Origin of the sequence: Oleiphilus messinensis, assembly GCF_002162375.1 — a bacterium.
In the GTDB taxonomy this organism is placed as follows: Bacteria; Pseudomonadota; Gammaproteobacteria; order Pseudomonadales; family Oleiphilaceae; genus Oleiphilus; species Oleiphilus messinensis.
On the sequence record NZ_CP021425.1, the window covers coordinates 1,723,759 to 1,738,729 of the forward strand.

17 protein-coding genes are annotated in these 14,971 nt (G+C 45.0%); 8 read left to right on the plus strand and 9 right to left on the minus strand.

Annotation, left to right across the window (positions count from 1 at the left end):
* From OLMES_RS07490 to OLMES_RS07500, 3 genes are read right to left on the minus strand one after another with little or no spacing between them, the layout of a single operon-like run.
* Complete coding sequence (locus OLMES_RS07490) at positions 1-552, minus strand: hypothetical protein (RefSeq protein ID WP_087460683.1); 552 nt, start codon at positions 550-552, stop codon at positions 1-3.
* Positions 553-607: 55 nt separating this feature from the next.
* Complete coding sequence (locus OLMES_RS07495) at positions 608-1,000, minus strand: hypothetical protein (RefSeq protein ID WP_087460684.1); 393 nt, start codon at positions 998-1,000, stop codon at positions 608-610.
* 5 nt (positions 1,001-1,005) lie between these two features.
* Positions 1,006-2,004: a hypothetical protein gene (locus OLMES_RS07500; RefSeq protein ID WP_198343256.1), complete on the minus strand. Its 999-nt coding sequence runs from the start codon at positions 2,002-2,004 to the stop codon at positions 1,006-1,008.
* 521 nt (positions 2,005-2,525) lie between these two features.
* On the opposite strand from OLMES_RS07500, the gene OLMES_RS07505 reads away from it, so the two are divergent.
* Positions 2,526-2,735 carry a hypothetical protein gene (locus OLMES_RS07505; protein WP_087460686.1) on the plus strand — a complete coding sequence of 70 codons (210 nt, stop codon included), beginning with the start codon at positions 2,526-2,528 and terminating at the stop codon, positions 2,733-2,735.
* Between the two features lie 475 nt (positions 2,736-3,210).
* Here OLMES_RS07505 and OLMES_RS07510 read toward each other — a convergent pair whose 3' ends face one another.
* Both OLMES_RS07510 and OLMES_RS07515 read right to left on the minus strand, forming a co-directional pair.
* Complete coding sequence (locus OLMES_RS07510; RefSeq protein WP_087460687.1) at positions 3,211-4,392, minus strand: AAA family ATPase; 1,182 nt, start codon at positions 4,390-4,392, stop codon at positions 3,211-3,213.
* 307 nt (positions 4,393-4,699) lie between these two features.
* Positions 4,700-5,062 carry a hypothetical protein gene (locus tag OLMES_RS07515; protein WP_087460688.1) on the minus strand — a complete coding sequence of 121 codons (363 nt, stop codon included), beginning with the start codon at positions 5,060-5,062 and terminating at the stop codon, positions 4,700-4,702.
* A gap of 555 nt (positions 5,063-5,617) precedes the next feature.
* Between OLMES_RS07515 and OLMES_RS07525 the strand changes: the two genes are divergently transcribed.
* From OLMES_RS07525 to OLMES_RS07550, 7 genes are all read left to right on the plus strand, one after another.
* Positions 5,618-6,241 (plus strand): hypothetical protein, encoded by a 624-nt coding sequence (locus OLMES_RS07525; RefSeq protein WP_087460690.1) that lies wholly within the window; start codon positions 5,618-5,620, stop codon positions 6,239-6,241.
* A gap of 71 nt (positions 6,242-6,312) precedes the next feature.
* Complete coding sequence (locus OLMES_RS07530) at positions 6,313-6,672, plus strand: hypothetical protein (protein ID WP_087460691.1); 360 nt, start codon at positions 6,313-6,315, stop codon at positions 6,670-6,672.
* A 216-nt stretch (positions 6,673-6,888) separates the two neighbouring features.
* Positions 6,889-7,542: a hypothetical protein gene (locus OLMES_RS07535; protein ID WP_087460692.1), complete on the plus strand. Its 654-nt coding sequence runs from the start codon at positions 6,889-6,891 to the stop codon at positions 7,540-7,542.
* A gap of 147 nt (positions 7,543-7,689) precedes the next feature.
* Positions 7,690-7,818 carry a hypothetical protein gene (locus OLMES_RS28810; RefSeq protein WP_269767745.1) on the plus strand — a complete coding sequence of 43 codons (129 nt, stop codon included), beginning with the start codon at positions 7,690-7,692 and terminating at the stop codon, positions 7,816-7,818.
* A gap of 104 nt (positions 7,819-7,922) precedes the next feature.
* Complete coding sequence (locus OLMES_RS07540; RefSeq protein WP_087460693.1) at positions 7,923-8,306, plus strand: hypothetical protein; 384 nt, start codon at positions 7,923-7,925, stop codon at positions 8,304-8,306.
* Between the two features lie 200 nt (positions 8,307-8,506).
* Positions 8,507-9,097, plus strand: a complete 591-nt coding sequence (locus OLMES_RS07545) for a class I SAM-dependent methyltransferase (RefSeq protein ID WP_087460694.1) — start codon at positions 8,507-8,509, stop codon at positions 9,095-9,097.
* A 617-nt stretch (positions 9,098-9,714) separates the two neighbouring features.
* Positions 9,715-10,965 carry a LysM peptidoglycan-binding domain-containing protein gene (locus OLMES_RS07550; protein WP_087460695.1) on the plus strand — a complete coding sequence of 417 codons (1,251 nt, stop codon included), beginning with the start codon at positions 9,715-9,717 and terminating at the stop codon, positions 10,963-10,965.
* A gap of 3 nt (positions 10,966-10,968) precedes the next feature.
* Here the strand turns inward: OLMES_RS07550 and OLMES_RS07555 are convergent, their stop codons facing one another.
* The 4 genes from OLMES_RS07555 to OLMES_RS07570 are packed head-to-tail and all read right to left on the minus strand — an operon-like array spanning position 10,969 to position 14,741.
* Positions 10,969-11,973 (minus strand): hypothetical protein, encoded by a 1,005-nt coding sequence (locus OLMES_RS07555; protein WP_087460696.1) that lies wholly within the window; start codon positions 11,971-11,973, stop codon positions 10,969-10,971.
* A complete protein-coding gene (locus OLMES_RS07560; RefSeq protein WP_087460697.1) occupies positions 11,974-12,183 on the minus strand; it encodes a polysaccharide deacetylase family protein in 210 nt (69 codons plus the stop codon).
* Positions 12,155-13,018, minus strand: coding sequence for a polysaccharide deacetylase family protein (locus OLMES_RS07565; protein ID WP_157678207.1), 864 nt, complete (start codon positions 13,016-13,018; stop codon positions 12,155-12,157). The genes OLMES_RS07560 and OLMES_RS07565 overlap by 29 nt, the downstream gene beginning before the upstream one ends.
* A 40-nt stretch (positions 13,019-13,058) precedes the next feature.
* Positions 13,059-14,741, minus strand: coding sequence for a serine/threonine protein kinase (locus OLMES_RS07570; protein WP_087460699.1), 1,683 nt, complete (start codon positions 14,739-14,741; stop codon positions 13,059-13,061).
* Between the last annotated feature and the right edge of the window lie 230 nt (positions 14,742-14,971).

A 14,971-nucleotide genomic window follows, 5' to 3' on the forward strand; every position in this document is an offset into this window, starting at 1 on the left:
TCACTCCTTGATTAAGTCGAGATTGCTTAAGTCTGTATAGATTTGTACGAACTGCCAGTGACCGTTTTCCTTCTTAAACACGAAATCATGGATATGTGCCTGGTTGGCCTCTATGTCGTTTGCTTCATCCATGGGAGTTACGGCGAGTACGCGATATGTGGTTGAGAAACTTTCGTCCTCTAGCGATATAAATGTTTCCAATTCGAGGAAGGATGGCATGAGTTTCATGAACTCAGTGTTGTCGACGGTTACTTCGCCCTCAAAATCTAACTGACCTCGAAATATAAAGGGGAATTTAGTGAGGTCTGCCAAGGCAAGCCAGTTATTTGTATTGATAGCCGTCGAAAATTGATGATAAAACTGTTCGAACGTAATTTCTTTGCTTGTCGTTTTTGGTGTCTCTGATATATCAAAATTTTGTACCTGGTAGTTTTCCTTAGAAGATGAAGAGCCGGAATTGTTGCTTTCTTGTACTTGTCCACAACTCGTAGTGCTCCACGCAGAAAATAATACGAATACATACGCGATAATAAGTTTGATTTGGCGTTTCATTGGTAAATCCAACACTCTTTCATGAAAAATTTGGACTAATCGCTACTGCTGCGAATTAATCGTTTATAAATTCAGTACCTAAAAATATATCGCTGGCATTAACTGTCATTGCCAAGATAACTGTGATGAAAAAACCGTACATGGATATGTAGCAAAACATTCGCTCAATCAGGTTAGAAAAGCGGTACACATCGAACCCTCGAAAATAGGGGTACATGTATTTATTGTGAGGACGTGCCCGGAACACACAACACACTGCCACACTGGATATCCAGAACAGCCAAGGGCTCATGGGCTCATACTGGCCCTCTTTTTCAAATTCATGCTTTAATCGAGGGGCCAGCGTGACACCAACAATAATCAAGCTGAAAAGCGTCAGAAACGCGGTTCCCACAATGGAAATCGCGAAAAAATTGCTTAGCAAAGAGTGTAAATCTTCAGTTAGCATCGTATTTACCACCGCTGTGTTAAATCATAAACTTGCTTTGTACCCCACACGACTGAGCGGTCAACGACTACCGCCAAGGTGCCGGCCAATAGTATGCCCAAAATCCAACCAAATGGACCCAATAAAAACGTCAATCCGAGTACGCCTAGTCCGATTCCTGTTGTGAACCCAGCGCTTTGCGCATAAAGTTCTCGATGCCAATTACCACCGCTATTGTAGACATCCATCACTGTGTCATATCTAAAATAGCCATCTGCAGCGATCGCAGCTGGTCCCAGAATTTTGGCGTACCGGCCAAAAGTCGCTAAGGATTTAACTATAGGTGCAGATTTTAAGGGCATGGATCGAAATGCTGTCCGAGATTTGGGCACACCGGCACTCAGTGGGACGGTTTTTGTCTTGGACACATAATTTTCCAATACTTTATTCAACTCTCCGTTGAATTTCGTCTGTAGAGCGATGTAGGCTTCATTGATTGCTGTTTGTGCTCGTTGCATCGTTGATGGTGCCGCGCGGTGATTGCGTAGATTTTCGAATTGGTGGACTGCACGGTCATAGCGATTTAACGCTTGCATAAAGTCGCTGGCTTTTGTTGCTGCGGCTCCCATTCCTGCGCCACCAAATGTATTCATGTCCGAAAGATGAGCATTCACTTGTTCTATCACATAAGCTAAAGCTACGGTAGCATCACCGCCGATTTGGTTGGCAATAATGGACAAGTTTCTTCGAGCTTCCGGTGTTAACGATGGGGTGTGTGTGGCAATGGATGAGGATTTCTGATGTTGGTTCGGCAATATAATGAGGTCACCATCTTTAAGCGAGTGGTGACTGCTGTGCGTCAGATGTGGATTTGCAGCCGTTATCAGTTTGTGATACTCGGCTGGATTTCCGGTGTTTTGTTGATTGGTGTTGGTAGTGGCAAGATCTGCACAGATAGCTTCTAAGCTATCACCGTTTCGGCAAAGATAGACGTCTGTCATGATTGAAAATTCCCTTTCGATCAAAATTTTGCAGCAATGGAATCTAATGTGAATGCAATCTGGGCTGTTTGATTCCGTTTTGATTGTGGTTGCTAGAGTAAGGATTGCATGCGATGGGAAAGTGAGCATAGGTGATCAGGCCGTCCCTAACCTGTAAGCCTTGTCAGACAGGATTTTCCAGATATTAGCTCTGGGTGTTGTTTTGTATCCTTACAAGCAACGTCATGCATGGTAAATGCTACAGGCGAAATTTTAAAGGAATTATTTCTCAAGACTCGTGAGTGCCTGGATCAGGTGTGTCAGCCCTGTGTTTCTAAAACGGCAACTTACGTCCTACCACTCACTAAATTGTATGGTATGCTCGGCGGATCTGATTAAACTGTCTATATAGGGAATATAGAATGGCAATTTTTTCAATGCCTGCCAATACCGTTGGTTTGATTGTTCGCGAGAAAAAGGATGATGAACATTCTCCGAGCGTCATGGAATAACATGCAGACTGCGTACTTTCGACTGGTGAGCCTATTGGTTTCTTTGGAGACAACGTGGTTTCCACGCTGATTCTGATTACCGTCACGCCAACTCAATCAAGCTTGTTTGATCAAGCATGGAAAAATCTGAAATTGTCTCCGGGGTCTTTTAATTTATTGGGGGGAAACTGCTCAATTCATACCTCGATTGCCTTTGTGGAAGCAAATATTGTCAGTGGCGGAATTCCCGGCCTGGATACCCCGAAAATTTATACCATCAATTGAAACCCAAAATGGCTGGTAAGTACAAAATCTACAGTGGCTACTTGGGTTTCAGACCAACATTGTCAAAGCGCATTGATATTGAAGTTGAAAAAGCCACTCCCTGAGATCCAGGACGTTAAAGAACTTTTCCGCAACGTTAATTTTGGTATTTACACTACTTTCAGGAGGGGGCGCGATGGCGACAGACCTAACCATGAATTGGGAATGGAAGTGTAGCCAGGAAGGTAGTAACTGGGTTTTGAATTGAGCATAGTGGTCTAGATCCGTTTGCTTGCTATGCTTTGATTGCAGACTGGCACACCTAATCGTTAGGTTTTAGCAGTGTTTGTCCAGCTTGACGCGCGTATCGGCGGTATGAGCTGAGTCTGGCCTGCAAACTCGGAATTGGAGTGATTGCTTGGTTTGGGTGGAGTGGGTTTTCTGAATTTCAGCAATGATCACTTTGATGTGGTTTAAAATAATTGACCAGATCATATTAATCCGGCCAATGCCATGGCGGTGCATCCAATAATCCCTGGCCGAGAATAATCGTCTCTCCCAGTTCTTTGCCTAATGCAATGGAATTGCATTCACGATTATCTTCCAGGGTGGCGATTAATCGTGCTGCATGGGAAACCACCCAGACTTGCGTTTGTTCGGCTGCCCGAGCGATTAAGCGTCCGAGCGCCGGGAGCAAGTCAGGGTGCAAGCTGGTTTCGGGTTCGTTTAGCACCAACAGTGAGGGTGGTCTTGGTGTGAGTAATGCGGCCACCAGCAATAAATAACGGAGTGTACCATCCGATAATTCGGCCTGGTTCAGGGGGCGTAACAAACCGTCCTGAATAAACTTCAGTGAGAATCGATTGCCAGCATCGGCCTCAAATCCAATGGTTGCGCCGGGAAAGGCATCTTCTATGGAATCATACAGCGCTTCACGGTCACCAATTTCATGGATAGTTCTCAGGGCTGCGACCAGACTATGGCCATCGTGATCGAGCACGGTGGTTCGAGTGCCGATTTGTGGGGTTCGGATAATTGAGTCGGCATCCGTTCTGAATAAATCATAGAATCGCCAATTTCGGATGGCTTGTCTTACGGCATAGACTTCTGGAACCGATACAGGGTCACCCATTTCACTAAGAACGCTGTCATAGGTATTTAGGTGTGTATCGTAGACTTTCCATTGGCGCCCTGAACGCACTTTAACCACTGAACCGTTTCTGTCAACCAGACAGGCGCTCGGTCGGTAGCTGCTCCCTGCCCAAATGCATTCGCGTTTAATCTCGGGATCAAACCCGAACATTGAAGGTTCGTGATATCCTGCAAAACCTTGGGGTGGCGGCATGCCCAGGGAAATACAATAACCGAACTGCTCGCCAACAAAGCCCAGTTTTAACCGCGTATTTTGTTTTTTTGCACTTCCTTGAATCGGTGCCAATCCGGCTTTCATTTCTTTGCTGAATTTGTCTGGTCCAGCCCAAAATGTGTAGTCAAGGCCACCTTCCTGAGCAATGCACGAAATCAAGTTCCCCTTTGCTGTCTCCGACAGTAAGCGAAGTGCTTTGTACAGGTTCGATTTGCCACAACCATTCGCGCCAGTAATAACATTCAGCCGAGACAAAGGCGAAACAATGTCTTTTAAGGAACGGTAGTTAGATACTGCGAATGCTTTAATCATGAGCTGTTAGAGTCTCCCATTGAAATTCAGACACGTACCGTTTAGGGTCAAAAGTTGCTGCAAACTTTCGTACAATCTTTATGATTTCGCTCCGCAAAAATATTCAACGCCAGGGCAATCGAGCATAATAACAAAATATTTGTGGTCGAATATTGTGGTAATACTAAAACGAAAAAATTTACCGGCCTGTTAACCTGGTAGCTAACTCAAATACAAAGAAAAAGGTACGAAGGTATTTATTTGTGTGGCGAAAATGGCTCAGATTTGGGATTTATCACTAATGCGACTCTTGATTAACCGTTTTAATTTATTGTCGTGTTTTTTCCAAACCGCTAAGTAGGCCCCATAGCTGATTCCAACGCTCAAGTTTTTCATTGGCGCTCAACAGTCTTGGCTGAATTTGAATAGGGGGGCCGAGTTTATTCATGTCTTGCAGTAAGTTGGCATTTACCGCTCCACGCAGTTGACCATTTATATCGCGACCAACGGCCAGTAATGCCTTACAGCCCTTACAATGATAAAAGTTAGCAAGTCGATCACCATTTTGTTCTATTGATACGCCACTGCCAACAAAATCTACTGACATATTGGGGGTGCTGATAATGCTTGCCGGATTGGCACCACAATAATTGCAATCGCAAACACGAGGATTCAACTCTTCGAGCCGCATAGCTAGCCTAAGCTCCAAGTGCCAACGCTTGCATATACAAGATCCCTTATAAAGCATAATAATTAAGACCTATTTAGATAAAACCTGATAGTGAAATAGCCAGATACTGCAGTTTAGTCTGCCACTACAAAACCTCTTTCTTCCTTTGTCATTTTAGTAAGTATATCTTTTGAGAAGTCTATCCGATCTAATAACAATTTAAACTCCCAAGAAAATCGAAGCTTGGCTCAACGAGCCAAGACTATCATTTTTTATGTGGACAATCAGTGATGCTCTTTCTCCTTGCTGGAGAAAGAAACTGAATGTTTGCACGAACTCAACCTCCATTTTTGTGCTTGCTCCAGGCCGGTGCTCGTGCGTTATAAACCTGAAATAAACGAATTGATCCACATTAGTCATCGCTTATATGATCTCAATGCATTGTCCAATACACCTTTCGTTATCTGTGCTCTGATTGCCAGTGCATTGTAAAACTGCAACCTACGTCCTACCACTCACTAGATTGTATGGTATGCTCGGCGGATCTGATTAAACTGTCTATATAGGGAATATAGAATGGCAATTTTTTCAATGCCTGCGAATACCGTTGGTTTGATTGTTCGCGGGAAAAAGGATGATGCACATTCTCCGGGTGTCATGGAACAACATGCAGACTGTGTTCTTTCGACTGGTGAGCCTATCGGTTTCTTTGGAGACAACGGAGATGCTTCCAGTGGGGGAACGTCGGCTTCAAGAAATCCCGGAGGCTTGTCGGCTTCGTGGAATAGTTCAGGTTTGAATATGAAAGGTATGGTCGCGGATTACAACGGCTTGCGCCGGATTCGTCCTTACTATGTCGATGCAGCAATTGCAAAAAAATATAACGTGGTTTCCACGCTGATTCTGATTACCGTCACGCCAACTCAATCAAGCTTGTTTGATCAAGCCTGGAAAAATCTGAAATTGTCTCCAGGGTCTTTCAATTTATTGGGGGGAAACTGCTCAACTCATGCCTCGATTGCCTTTGTGGAAGCAAAAATTGTCAGTGGCGGGATTCCCGGTCTGGATACCCCCGACAACTTATACCATCAATTGAAGTCCAAAATGGCTGGTAAGTACAAAATCTACAGTGGCTACTTGGGTTTCAGACCGACATTGTCAAAGCGCTTTGATATTGAAGTTGAAAAAGCCACTCCCTGAGGTCCAGGATGTTAAAGAACTTTTCCGCAACGTTAATTTTGATATTTACACTACTTTCAGGAGGGTGCGCGATGGCGACAGATCTAACCATGAATTGGGAATGGCCTGCTGACAGGGAACCAACTGATAAACTCATCATCAGTGTGGAAGGCATAAACAAACACAGCTCAGGCTGGTTTGGCCTTAAAAAGTCCCCCTCATTTGTCGAAGCAATGCCTGATCCCGTTGACTTAACCGGTAAAGTACTCTCGGGTAGTGATCTGCTCTCTCAAAAATCTATTGTGATCACATTACCAAAACTTGAGTTAGGCGAAGTAAGTGCAGGCGAGCTTCTAGCTGTGGGTGTGATTGGCGATAAGACTTGCATCTGTGTTCGCAAAGTGACGGATAAAGATGAAGACTTGAGTGAATGGAAATGTAGCCAGGATTGAGTTAGCTGAGTTTTGAATTGAGCATGGTGGTTTTGGTAGAGCTCTTTGCCCACTATGCATTGACCGTGAACAGGCACACCCATTAGGTAGGTTTTAGGAGTCTTGACGTGCGTGAACGGCGGTTTGGGCTTAAGTCTGGCTTGTGAACTCGGAAATGGAGCGACTGATCGGGTGAGGTAAAAATAACGCAATTGATAACTTGCCAGTGGATAGATTATGGCCAATGGCAAAGGGAATAATATCAAATTTGAGGTGTGTAGATTTTGGATCATGATGGGCTTTTCTACAATCTCGTTAGCACACAAACACATCATACAAGGAAGATGCATGTTAGCAACACATCAAGACGCTGAGAGACGTTATGAATCGCTTAGAGAAATGGCCAGAAACTCAATTGGAAATGAGTTGCCTTACACAGATAGAAGTAATATTCATCTAAGAGGTATTTGTCAAAAAGCTCTATTGCAAGCAAAACTCTGGGATAATGATCCAAAGAGACTCGTTGATTGGCCTTGGGATAGTGGATATCAAGATTATTCGTATCGCAATCCAAAGCGATTTGAATTGGCAACTTGGTATGGCAACACGCTTGCCGGTTTAAGTCTTGGTCGACCTAGTTATGCTGGTACTCGATTGCGCCTTGAATTCATTGAATCTAGACCATCATCAAGTCCTCTTAAAGGTCGCATCGTGCCAATAACAATCTCGGTGGCTGAGTTATATGCCAATATTATTGGTGCGGATGAATTGCGTATAATTGATCCGGTTGATCAAAAATTGGTCGAATATTACACGTCGTTTGGTTATAGATATAAAACGGCAGTATCAGAGAAAAACCACAAGCATTATCTTGTAAAGGCAATCTTATGAAAAACAGTGGAAGAAAGCGGCCACTAACACAAGAAGAAATTAAAAAAGTGGCTAAAAAAATCCTTCGGGATAATCCAATGTACATCAATGACGAGCCGTCCGTAGTTGGCTCAACAGATTCGCTTACTGAGAGCATGGAAGAAGACGATGAAACAGCAGACAGAAAAAGCAGCAAAAGAAGTTAAATCAGTGGCCGAAGCAAAAAAGAAAATTGCTGAGAAGCTTCATTCTTTGCCGATCAAAACCAAGCCACAAGGGCCATCGATAGGCTGCTAACTTTTTGGATTTACCTGCACTCACCATACGCTCATACATCGGCTGTAATTATGGGTGATATTGTATGGCAGACATGATTGACATGAACAATATGGAACGTTCTCATGAAAACCTCTGAATTAGTAACCTATCTCATAAAGAATACAGATAGCGAAAGCCTGTACGCATCAATGCCTCTCCTTGGTTGGAGTTTTGGTAGTGATAATATGTCTCACATAAAAGATGCGGTCATGACTTTAGAGGAACCAACGACCATTATTATTCGACAGTTCACAAAAATAGATAGCTCTATACCGTACAAAAACGATCCGACTAAATTTCTTCCTATGAAACGCATCATTGCAGGTCTTATTGATAAATTGAACGTAGCGTTTTTATCACCAAGTGACACGCGCATCAGTATTGAAACATGCCATGAAACTGGAAATGCCTTACCACCGATAAAAGATTATTCGTATGTAGATGTATCAAAATTGATCAAAATCTGAGTGGTTTAACTGTTTATCTACAAAGATTAGCGATCGGAAATCCACTGGCCGATGATTACCTGATGTGCTTGGCTATCAAGATGGCGTTTTTTAAGGACAGTTTTTGGCCCAGGGAAAAGGTAACCCCACTTGACTTAAAGTCGACTTGAAGTAGTAACCTGTTGCCATAATCAATTAACTCAGAGAGCGAGGTGCGGGTTATGTGGGATGAGCGATATAAGTCTGCTGAATATGCTTATGGTACGGAGCCAAACGATTTTCTTCGGGCGTATGCTCATTGTCTTCCCAAAGGCAAAGTATTGAGTTTGGCGGAGGGGGAAGGGCGGAATGCGGTGTATTTGGCGCGTTTGGGTTATGAGATTACGGCGGTGGATGCGTCTGCTGTGGGTTTGGAGAAAGCGAGGAAGTTGGCGGATCTGCATGGGGTGACGGTTAATTTTGTTCATGCTGATTTAGCAGATTTCGATCTGGGTTATGACTGCTGGAGTGGCATTGTTTCGATTTTTTGCCCGCTTCCTCAGCAGGCTCGGCGTTTGCTGCATGACAAAGTGACGGCGGGGCTTGAAAACGGGGGTGTTTATTTGGTTGAAGCCTACCGTCCGGATCAGGTCCTACGAGATACGGGGGGCGGTAAAGATGAAGATGTCATGCAAACCAAAGACTCGTTGATCCGTGAGTTAAAAGGGCTGAATTTTGAGCATTTGCAGGAGCTGGAGCGGGAGATCATTGAGGGACAGTACCACACGGGAACTGGGTCTGTCGTACAGGCGATTGCTAAAAAAACAGCTTAATACGGACCAGTCGACTTTCACACCGTCATGCAGCGATGGCGCAGGTGAGGCAAAGCAGTCGGCGAGCTTACGTTCACGATAACCGGTGGCGTGTACCACCGGTAATCCGAGACTGTTGGTCGTTACGAATTGTGCGCTGTGGCGTAGTTCTCTGGATCGAATTGACGGAGCAGGCTTTGCATCTTCAATGTGCTCCAAGGAAAGCCAACGCTGTTGAATCCGCATTTATCCAGGTATAGCTTGGCTGGATAAAAGTTATTAATCTGGTGCTCTGTACCTACTGGTTTTGAAAAGCGCGATTAAAATATGATCAATTTTTGTGGTGAGTTGCTCTGAAGTTAGTTTGCAGCATTATTTGTAGCTCTTTGCTCTTCGCTGTGTCTGTCCGGTTGGTTGGGTATCGTCGGGTTAATACACAGCACTTTTTCGGGGGTTGTCTTAATCCAGTTTTTCCCTTGCCATCCGCATGACCATGAGCCAGACTGGTCATATTCAATTTACTGAGTAACGTTTACGGGCTCAAGTAGTTACGTATTTCAGCAAAACTAAAGTGTCAAGATACTTGGTTCCACATCTTCGTCTACTTGCGTCGATTTTGACCCTCGAGGAACAGAAAATTGATCAGGAAAGAATCGATTATTCTGGTTTTTGGCTTACTGCTGGTAGCCTGCACTTCGTTACAGCAGGCACCCGTAGGGACGGAACGATCTGCCACCTTTCAAACGGACTCAAAACACCAACAACTCACGTACGAGCCGCTTCCGGATCTATCCCCTAAAAAGCGATTCGTACATATACTGGGGCTGCTTAACCAGGGGCGAGCCGATCACGCACTAGTCGAGTTAAAAGCTTATTTGAAGGAAGAACCTCAGGATCACCGAGCAGCTGATATTCTTGTTCAAATCACCTCTCCCATTGAAAAATATTATCCGACGACATTTTTTGATTTGACGCTACGTCGGGGTGAAACGCTGTCCAGCCTTTGTCGGGACTATCTGGGGGATCTCTATCAATTCTATGCCCTGGCACGGTACAACGGTATTGAAAACCCATCGATGATCAAAATCGGTCAGCAAATCAAAATTCCGGCCACTCCGACTGCATTGGCGAAACAAGCCACTATTTTGCAACAGCGCTCTGAATCTATTGAGCCTTCAGAATCTATTGAGCCATCAGAAATACCTTTAACAGCAGAAGCGCCATCATTAGGAACAGCAACTGGAGCGCTGCAATCCCAGGCGCTGGACTCGGAATCAATACTCTCCAAACCAACGCGAGGCACAGCCAATGTGAAACCCCCGACTTTTGAGGATCTGGAAACGACTGCATCTGGAGTGTACTCACCCTCAATTGCCCCTACCTCCCCTCCGAACATGCTAACACCTGAAGAAATGGCTTCTATCGCAATCGATCAGCAAGAATATTTGGAAGCAGCGTCTTATCTTGACCAGATTTCTGCCTCTAGCCCCCTACCAAAGGTATTGGCAGAACAAGCAGCTCATGTTTATCAGCAGGCGGCAACTGTAACAGAAGGGCATGAAAACTCCCTCGCTGCTCACTACTATTACAAGGGAGCGCAATATCTCCTTGCGGAAAACGCTCCAGAGAAAGCGTTGTCCCTGCTGAAGAAAAGCCTGGCACTGCGTGACAATGATGAAGTTCGGGAATTGTATCTGTATCAGCAACATGAACTCTGGGATAAGTACCACCGGCTGGCAGCCATTGCTTATCGTAAACAGGAATTGGATAACGCCATTCAATTATGGCAAAAAGCTTTAGACATCGATCCTGAGAATAACACGGTAAAAGCGTATTTGATTCAGGCACAGGAGTTAAAACGAAAACTGGCCGATATCAAGAAGAAATAACCGTTACTCCGCTTGAATTTCCCTGAAATTATCTCGCATTTTCTGCGCACGCCTGAGAAACACTTGATGATCCAAATTTTCCGGGTCATAGCTCAACGCCTTTTCCATTAAACGAACCGCAGCGTCAATATCCGTGCGTAATAACCCTTTTCCCTCTTCGAATAAATGATGGGAAATACCCTGCCTGATTGCTTTCAATAGTTCAGTGTCGCGTTCCGTTGCAACCGATAGGAATGCCGCCGAATGTGCATGGGCTAATGCGCGATCAAAATGCCCACTCTGTTGAAACTGAATTGCGAGTTGTCGATGTGCAGCCCGCAAAACTTCGACTATTTCGATAGGGTAAGGTTTCTTGTTGTCGCTCGAAATCTGATCGATTAATTCGCTATAGCGAGTGTCGTCAAACAATTGGCGATAGCTCTCCAGTTTTTCATCTGCCCCAGGTTTCAATGGGTCATCTAAAGAGGCAGCGGGGATTGCCTTTGAGGCCTCGTATTCTGTGCGTTTCAGACTGATACTTTTTTTTCTTGATTCCAATTCGTGTTTTATCTCTTCCCGGTATAATTCCCGTAGCGCTAAACGTGAACTCAGATTGCCCGGGTCAACTGCGAGGGATCTCAAAAGATAGACTTTCGCCGCATGTTGACGGTGTTTTTTCAATTCAGTTTCGCCTTGCCGCAGTAACTCATCACTGATTTGCCGCTGTTGATTCGACAACTGCTGTAGCTGCTCTTTGATTTCAGGGGACTTCGTATCAATAAGCCGCAACGCTTCAAGATGCACCAATGCTCTTTGGTATTCCCCCTTGCTCAACCAAAGTTCAACAACTGATTGATGCTGTTCAACAAATGTTTCAATGCCATCTCGCTGATCGGCTTCGGTAAGGCCAGGCGCCGTGCAGGCACTGTTAATAACAACAGACAGGGTCAAGCCCCACTTACAGAATGCACTGGATCCCGGTAGAGCCTGTGAGAGGCAGGGAATTGGTCGGATCCATTGTGCTTTCATTTAGTGATACTCTGTATAGGTTCGAAGTTTTCGTTCAAATGATTGCAAATCGTCATCACTGAAAATCATCGTTCTACGGAGTAGTAGCGGGTCGGCAAATGCCGGATTGCCTCCATGGTTCACGGTAACCGCGAGTTGATAACCCGCCTCCTTTAACACCACTAAACTCTGCTCGCTAAAATCACCATAGGGGTACGAAAATATATCCACCCGCCCCCCCCAGTTTTTTTTCAATTAGAGCTTCCGGGGCAAAAACCTCCTGTTTCACAAAATCCATAATTTCACTCTCAAGATGTGGCGGGCTGGAATTCTGAAACGTAAATTCAGCAAGGGAAGCATGGCTTTTTGAATGTGATTGGATATCAACAATCCCGGAATGCTTCATGATTTTCATCTGCTCCCAGGATAGCGCTGCGGCGCCACCGATAAAATCGGTATAGATGAACACAGTGACAGGAAATTGATATTGCTGAAACAATGGGAATGCCACATCGTAGACTGACCGAAATCCATCATCCACGGTAATCACTACTGATTTCTCGGGTATTTCCGCGCGCCCTTCCAAGTAGGCCACGAGCTGCCGTAGCGAGAGCACGGTAAATTGCTCTTTCTGGAGAAATTTCAACTGGGCATCCAGTTGTTTTGCACTGACTTCCAAACGGTTGCGTGGTACAGATCCATTTGTGAACTGGTGATAACAAAGAATGGGTACCAATTGATAGCCGTTGGAATAAATACCAAAATGATTACCATTGGATTGAGGTACCATCACCAGCGATTTGCCAACGGCTGATAATCCGGGATTGTATTTTCGAATTCGGTCAGCAAATCGTTCGCTCCCGTAATATCGCTTCGCCAGAGTCAGAGGGGTATCGCCCGGTCGGGTCCAGACCAACATCATGTTGTCCGTTTTGCGATAAATCTCCCAGGTAGCGATTTCAGATGAGACTCTATGGTGTGTAACAGTGCTGCAACCGGCCAGGAATAATACCAACAAGACCAGAACGTTTCTTGTCTGCAGGCGCACATTAGTCCTGTGTTGCATAGCCGCCCACCAAGTGGCCAGTGAGTCTCGGACACTGGACTTATCGCTTCTTGGGTTTGACCAGTTCGACAACAGTTTTGTTTCCCGATTTCTTCTCGGCTTGAGGTGCATTTGCGGTATCTTCATGTTCACGGTGCAGACGCTGCTGCACACTATCCGCCAATAAATTGAACTTATTATATAAGTCGCCAATTTCGTCGTTCCGCTGATTCGAGATCCGTCTGCTGAAATGACCTTCACTAAACTCGACCATCGCGTGATTCAGCACGGTAAGCCCACCACCGACCAATCGGCCGAAAATAAATAGCACCAGCGTCACTGAAAGGAGGGTCACAATACTCAGGATCACCATTAAGATTGTCGTCACCTGCTTGACAACAACAAGCCGATCCTGAGACAAACCAAGGCGTACCTGACCAATATTTACCTGGTTAAACGCAATCGGAGTTTGAAATTCAAAAATCAGCTGTCCCTCGTCACGTCGAATTTCACGCACAACCGTTTCTTTAGCTACAAATAATTGTTCACTATTTGCATCGGATCTGTTTACTATCGTGAATTCTGGAATACGGTGGCCCACCAAGTCAGGGTCTGTCGCCACTTGCACCACACCAGAATGATCGGTGATAGATAGATACTGGAACGTGTTTCGTTCACTCGCTTCCTTTACCAAAGATTCCAGGGTAATCCAATCTTCACCTAATACCGGGATCGCACTCTCTACAGCAATAAAATTGGCCAATGAAATACCTGAATCAATGGCGTGATCCGTTAGCACTTGATTTTGGATGCGAAGAATTGCGGTCACGCTGACAACCAGAATCATCGTGACGATTCCTCCCATGATTAATGCCCATTTATAGTGAAAGGGAAGATATTCACTCCGATGTTCAGCATCAAGAATGGCATTCAACTCTGCTTGTAATATTACGGCGACTTCATGTCCCGTACTTGGGCGTTTTGATGCTTTTTTCTCCAGTAAACTCTGAAGAATATGCAGTAAGCCTTTAGGAATACTCTTGGGTAATTGGCTCATTAAATCCGGTTGTTTCTGTCGGATATCGTCCATCAATTGCGCCATGGAGCGAGAATCAAACGCCGGCCTTCCCGTCAGCAATTCATACAATATTACCCCTAACGAGAAGAGATCCGAGCGTCCATCCAGAGCCTCTCCCATCGCCTGTTCAGGAGACATATAGCGTGGCGTACCCAACACTGTGCCGTGTTGGGTTTGGCTGCTGCCTTCCAAGTGGGCAATGCCAAAATCAGCAAGTTTTACCGACTCTCCGTCCGGCATGAAGATGATATTTCCCGGTTTGACATCACGATGTACGATTCGGTGACGGTGAGCATAATCCAATGCCCTGGCAACCTGAATGGCAATACGGAGCACTCTCTTGATATCCATCGGCTCACCTTGCGTCATCCAATCAGCTAGAGTGCCCCCTTCCACCAATTCCATCACAATATATGGGGTGTTCCCAGCCCGTCCGACGTCATAAATCGTGACAATGTTGGGATGTGAAAGCACTCCGGCAGCCTTGGCTTCACTCAAAAAACGGGTGAGGAATTGCTGATCGATACACATATCCTCTTTCAACACTTTAATTGCATCAGTACGATTGATGTCACGATCAAAGGCACGGAATACAGAGGCCATTGCACCACTTCCGATCTTTTCGACGATTTCATACCGGCCAATTTTCATGCCTGGGGTCATCATATACCGCCTATTACCGTCCGTTTCCCGTACTTGGTATTTGTCGCCCTGTCCTTGCACCAAATTAAACTAATTGAGTTTATACGACAGACTGCCCCCCAATAATAGTCTATAAATTGAACAATGTTTACCAAAAACCGTAAGCAACCAGCGGAGTACACCCACTTCGGTCAATCTCGAATCAACTAAAGTCTCCCGATCAAGATTCCAGGGAAACAATGCTTCATAATCAT

Coding starts and splice junctions, on each gene's coding strand:
- OLMES_RS07490 (WP_087460683.1), bottom strand. CDS start 552: ATGAAACGCCAAATCAAACTTATTATCGCGTATGTATTCGTATTATTT.
- OLMES_RS07495 (WP_087460684.1), bottom strand. CDS start 1,000: ATGCTAACTGAAGATTTACACTCTTTGCTAAGCAATTTTTTCGCGATT.
- OLMES_RS07510 (WP_087460687.1), bottom strand. CDS start 4,392: ATGATTAAAGCATTCGCAGTATCTAACTACCGTTCCTTAAAAGACATT.
- OLMES_RS07515 (WP_087460688.1), bottom strand. CDS start 5,062: ATGCGGCTCGAAGAGTTGAATCCTCGTGTTTGCGATTGCAATTATTGT.
- OLMES_RS07525 (WP_087460690.1), top strand. CDS start 5,618: ATGGCAATTTTTTCAATGCCTGCGAATACCGTTGGTTTGATTGTTCGC.
- OLMES_RS07530 (WP_087460691.1), top strand. CDS start 6,313: ATGGCGACAGATCTAACCATGAATTGGGAATGGCCTGCTGACAGGGAA.
- OLMES_RS07535 (WP_087460692.1), top strand. CDS start 6,889: ATGGCCAATGGCAAAGGGAATAATATCAAATTTGAGGTGTGTAGATTT.
- OLMES_RS28810 (WP_269767745.1), top strand. CDS start 7,690: ATGAAACAGCAGACAGAAAAAGCAGCAAAAGAAGTTAAATCAGTGGCC.
- OLMES_RS07540 (WP_087460693.1), top strand. CDS start 7,923: ATGAAAACCTCTGAATTAGTAACCTATCTCATAAAGAATACAGATAGC.
- OLMES_RS07545 (WP_087460694.1), top strand. CDS start 8,507: ATGTGGGATGAGCGATATAAGTCTGCTGAATATGCTTATGGTACGGAG.
- OLMES_RS07555 (WP_087460696.1), bottom strand. CDS start 11,973: ATGAAAGCACAATGGATCCGACCAATTCCCTGCCTCTCACAGGCTCTA.
- OLMES_RS07565 (WP_157678207.1), bottom strand. CDS start 13,018: ATGCAACACAGGACTAATGTGCGCCTGCAGACAAGAAACGTTCTGGTC.
- OLMES_RS07570 (WP_087460699.1), bottom strand. CDS start 14,741: ATGATGACCCCAGGCATGAAAATTGGCCGGTATGAAATCGTCGAAAAG.